The sequence below is a fragment of the uncultured Streptococcus sp. genome, from assembly GCF_901875575.1.
Lineage (GTDB): Bacteria > Bacillota > Bacilli > Lactobacillales > Streptococcaceae > Streptococcus.
On record NZ_CABFMF010000054.1, the window covers coordinates 1 to 646 of the forward strand.

Consider the following 646-nt stretch of genomic DNA (forward strand, 5'->3'; position numbering starts at 1 on the left):
GTATAAATTATTAAATTTTATCTTACCAACTGCGAAAAAAATTATCTATCATGCAGATACAGATCAATTAGAATTAGAAACAGATCCAGAAAAAGTGAAGATTCATCGTGCAGAGCTTGAAGCGAAGTTAAAAGTTAAACAAGCAGAATTAGAAACTGCTGATGAAACCAAAAAAACTGAACTTAATAAAGAAATCTCTGCCTTAAAATCAGCCATTGGATCTACAAACTCATATACTTACAAGGAAGCAAGAAACGGTAGTAAAGAAGCAAAAATCCTTGGTTCACACATGGAAGCAACAGAGCAACCTCCACTAACTGAAATGAAGCAAGATGACTATGAAAAATATCGTACTAATGAGCTTGCTGCGAAACAGTCGGATGGTCTTCAAAACTTCACGAACTACTTTGTTGAAAAAGAAAAAGTTAGACGTGATAATGTGATTTCAGATGAAAAATTATCAGAAGAAATTACAAAAGCAATTGATGGTGATCAGGATAAACTAGGTAAAGGAGGTTACTTCTCAACAGGAGATATTCAATTGGGGAAAGATGTTGTTGCTTATAAGATTCAAATATTTTCTGGCAACAATAAACGAGTTGGGGTAAATCCACAAAGTCCACGTATACAATATAACCTACCAGTT

At 33.7% G+C, this 646-nt stretch carries 1 pseudogene; it reads left to right on the forward strand.

Annotation, left to right across the window (positions count from 1 at the left end):
* Positions 1–646 (forward strand): annotated as a pseudogene (locus QZ114_RS08190) (hypothetical protein); the annotation flags it as partial.